This window comes from Microcystis sp. 0824 (genome assembly GCF_003112475.1).
Lineage (GTDB): Bacteria > Cyanobacteriota > Cyanobacteriia > Cyanobacteriales > Microcystaceae > Microcystis > Microcystis aeruginosa_C.
This window is the reverse complement of the sequence record NZ_BDSM01000064.1, coordinates 1-3,750: the sequence shown is the minus strand read 5'-3', so window position 1 is coordinate 3,750 and position 3,750 is coordinate 1. Positions and strand designations below refer to the sequence as shown.

Sequence of the window (3,750 nt, the reverse complement as noted above, 5' to 3'; positions counted from 1 at the left end):
AGACCAGCCCAACTTTTCTGCCTTGGGGCTAAATCTCTTGTTTGCTTATATTATAACCGACATTCCGCACATCTTCATATATTTTTATATGTTTTTACATTCCCCAAGATGTTTTTACGAAAAACTGTCATTGTAGAGAATACTATTAAAAACTATTTTCAATAATTGATTTTTTCTGAGAAAACCAATTACAATTCTTCACCTTGATAAAAATCCATCATTGTAGCTATAATCTTTACTGGCAAGGGTTTGTAAGCAATGTATAGTAAAAATTATCAATTGAATGTTAAGAAGTGCTGAAGATTGGTTATAAATAGACAAATTTAAGAAAAAAATTATTTTTTTCTTAAATTTATCCAAGAGCCTGATGAGTCACAGCAATAAGAAAAGTATTATTGAGAATAATGAAGAAACTCAGAAGTATTGTCAAGTTTTGTCGAAAATATACGCAAATAACAGCAAACAACTGCTACTGTGGTTAGTGCAAGTTTACCTTACAGTTCCAATGAAACTATCAGATTATGCCAAGAAAAAGGGGATCAATTACTGGACTTACACCATACTTAAATACTAAAAAATCAACAAAACCCTTAGGGAGCGTCTCAGAAAAAATTGAAAAGAGGCTACTGGGTACATTTTTCGCTTGAAAATGTCTGTACCGTTGACTGTATCTGGAGTAGAGCGATTCCGTAGAGTTGGCTGTATAGCGATCGCTAACCAGATTGTAACAGATAGTGTCATTAATCTCTAGAGTAAGCGATTCCCTCTGTAGCCATGTTTTTGCTGGTTTTCTGCCCCGAAACAAGCTATAATGGTCGAAGGGTCAAATTTGAAAACTTTTACCTCAAACCCTATCTGCGTAAGGACTTCAGAAGTTTGCATCCAGTAGGATATTTGTATTACATGGCTTTAACTCAGGCTCTGTAAGACTTTTAGCCATAGCCAGTATGTTTATACGGGGGAAGTCCAGTTATCCATGACTACAATGCACAGCAAAGCAAAGGATTAAGCCCCCATCGCTACTACCGAATCACCCCCCTCTTAGGCTTCGCAGAACAACAACAGGAAGCTTAGGCTTTGAAAGACCCCTAGTGGCAGTAGGAGAAGATTCTCCCACTGCCTGCAAACTTAAATGATCTCTCAATCTAGATCACTACCACTGGTCTGGCGGCAGCAATGTTGTAACCACTCAGTTGAATGATCGCATCACTAGGGGCTTGGAAACCGGCCACTCCATTATTGAGAGCGATAAAAGTACCACTTTGACCTGTCACTTTAAAGGCCGCCGCCGTGTTAGCAGCAAAGGCCGCATTAGTCAAGACCAACTGAATCGCCGCTTCGGTTAAAGCAGTAGCTGTGCCTTTCGATGCGGTCAAAGTGATTGCCGCAATAGACCCAGGGGCATTAATGCGATCAAGACTAGCACCCGTGCCACTGTAGCTTTGAATAACATCAAAGCCACTCAGCAGCGACTCACCCAGAGAATTGTAATTCAAAGTATCCAATCCAGTGCCTCCTGTTAGGTTATCTTTGCCAAGACCGCCTGTCAGGTTATCATTATTGGCCCCACCATCGAGGGTATCATCACCTTCTAAACCGCTAAGGGTGTCATTACCTCCCACTCCAGCCAGGGCATCGGCAAAGCTTGTCCCGACCAAGTTGTTACTGGATGAGTTACCATCATTGTCAAGAATGGTGGCCGTAGCCGTGTCAGGTCCACTGATAGTGTAGCCAGCGGGGGCGGTAATTTTGCTGATGATCGTTTCACTGGGATCACTCAAGAGGTCATCCTTGGTGGGCAGAGTGATGGTAGCTGTGGGGGAAAGTGCCGCAAAGGTGACGCTGCTGGGAGTAGTGCCTGTATAGTCAACACCTGGAGTGGCTGTCCCCGCCAAGGTGTAGTTAACCGTTAAGGCACTGGAGAGGTCGCCGGTGCGGGTCAGGGTAAAGACACTGCTCACGGAACCGGCTTCGTTACCATCGGTGGTCTTGGCGATCGAGATTGATTTTGTCGCTGCTCCCGTACCAATATTCAGTGACCAACCACCAGCAATAGTTCCCACGTCTCCTCCCGCGTCATCTATAACGTAGAGGCTCCAGGTTCCATTGGGGTTGGTGTTGTTAAAGACCGAGAAATCCGTACCGTAGGGGCCACCGGGAGCGGGCGCATTAAAGATATCACCGGTTCCAACGTCTGTGGCCTTATAACTGCCACTGGTAATTAGCCCTTCATCGGGCAAGGAGGAGGTGGCCGTCGGATCAAAGGTGAGAGTGACATTACTAACATCACCTGAGCCACCCACATCGGACATTAATAAGGCTTTGGTTCCCGTTGGACCGACCAGTAATACATCAATATCATCGGGCCAAGTATGGCTCAGGTTTGTCAGCGTTACTTTCAGGCTATTAATATTACCGCTCAAGCCTGAAACATTAATAGTGGAAGGATAGGGGGTACTGGAACCACTATCAGGAATAGTAATCGGGTTGGGGTTACTAAAAATCGGTAGGGTTTCTTCGGAAACAATCGTTCCTGTGGCTGTTCCGGGTGAACCGCCAATATAACCGGTGCCACTATTAACCGTGAGAGCCACTGTTTCGTTGGCGATTTCGGCAATAGTGTCGGCAATCGGATCAACCACGACCGTTGCCGTTGTCGCATTAGCGGCAAAAGCGACGGTTCCTAATTTCGTCGTCGGGTTGAAGGTGACAGCACTACCTGTTAATACCGTGTAATCGGCTGGGTCGCTTCCCACTGGAGCGGCGTTGGCTATGCCACTCGCCCCGAAGTTAACGGTCAGGGGAGAACTCAGGTTTAAGTTAGTGCGAGTAAAGGTGTAAACTAAGTTAGTCGTACCGTCTTCCTGCACAGTGGCCGGACTGACACTGACGGTTACAGAAGGTAAGTTAGCCGCCGCCAAAGCGTTAAACACATTGAGCCGCTTACCAGAAACCGTTTTACCGGCAAGGGATGCCAGGGGGTCGCCCGTGTTCATTAAGGCATCTTTCACCTGTTGGGCTGTCCAGGTAGGATTTTGTGACCACAACAAAGCCGCCGCCCCCGCCACATGGGGACTGGCCATGGATGTCCCTGAATAGGTGGAATAGGTATTGTTGGGAGTAGTGCTGTAAATCTCTGAACCAGGTGCGCCTAAATCTACGCTGGTTAAGCCATAGTTGGAAAAGGAAGAGAGAGCATCGGTGCGGGTGGTGGAAGCAACAGAAATAATATTAGCTAGGTTGTAGCTGGCAGGATAGGAGGGGCTTGTGTCAGTGTTTTTTGCATCATTACCAGCCGCCGCAATAAATAAAGCTCCCGCCTGACCCGCCGCGTTAATCGCATCGTAGAGCGCTTGACTATAGCCCCCACCTCCCCAGGAGTTATTGGTGAGCTTAACTCCTTTGGCCGTCGCATAGTTAATTGCCAAAATAGCATTGGAGGTAGAGCCTGATCCTTGATCATTCAAAAACTTCAGGGGCATGATTTTGGCATTCCAGGCCACCCCCGTCACGCCTACCCCATTATTTCCTTTGCCAGCAATGGTTCCCGAAACATGGGTTCCGTGACCATTAACATCACTGGGGTTATTGTCGTTGTAGGCAAAGTCCCAACCGCGAATGTCATCAATGTAGCCATTGCCATCGTTGTCAATGCCATCTCCGGCAATTTCCCCCGGGTTTGTCCAGATGTTGCCAACTAGGTCTTGGTGATTGTAGTCAACCCCCGTATCAATAACCCCAATCACTAAA

Annotated in this window: 1 protein-coding gene; it reads right to left on the bottom strand. The window is 46.7% G+C overall.

Annotated features, from left to right (window positions below; translation table 11 throughout):
* Positions 1 to 1,145: 1,145 nt before the first annotated feature.
* Positions 1,146 to 3,750 (bottom strand): S8 family serine peptidase (locus N0824_RS19125; RefSeq protein WP_146184304.1); only part of this gene is annotated, 2,605 nt, incomplete at its 5' end.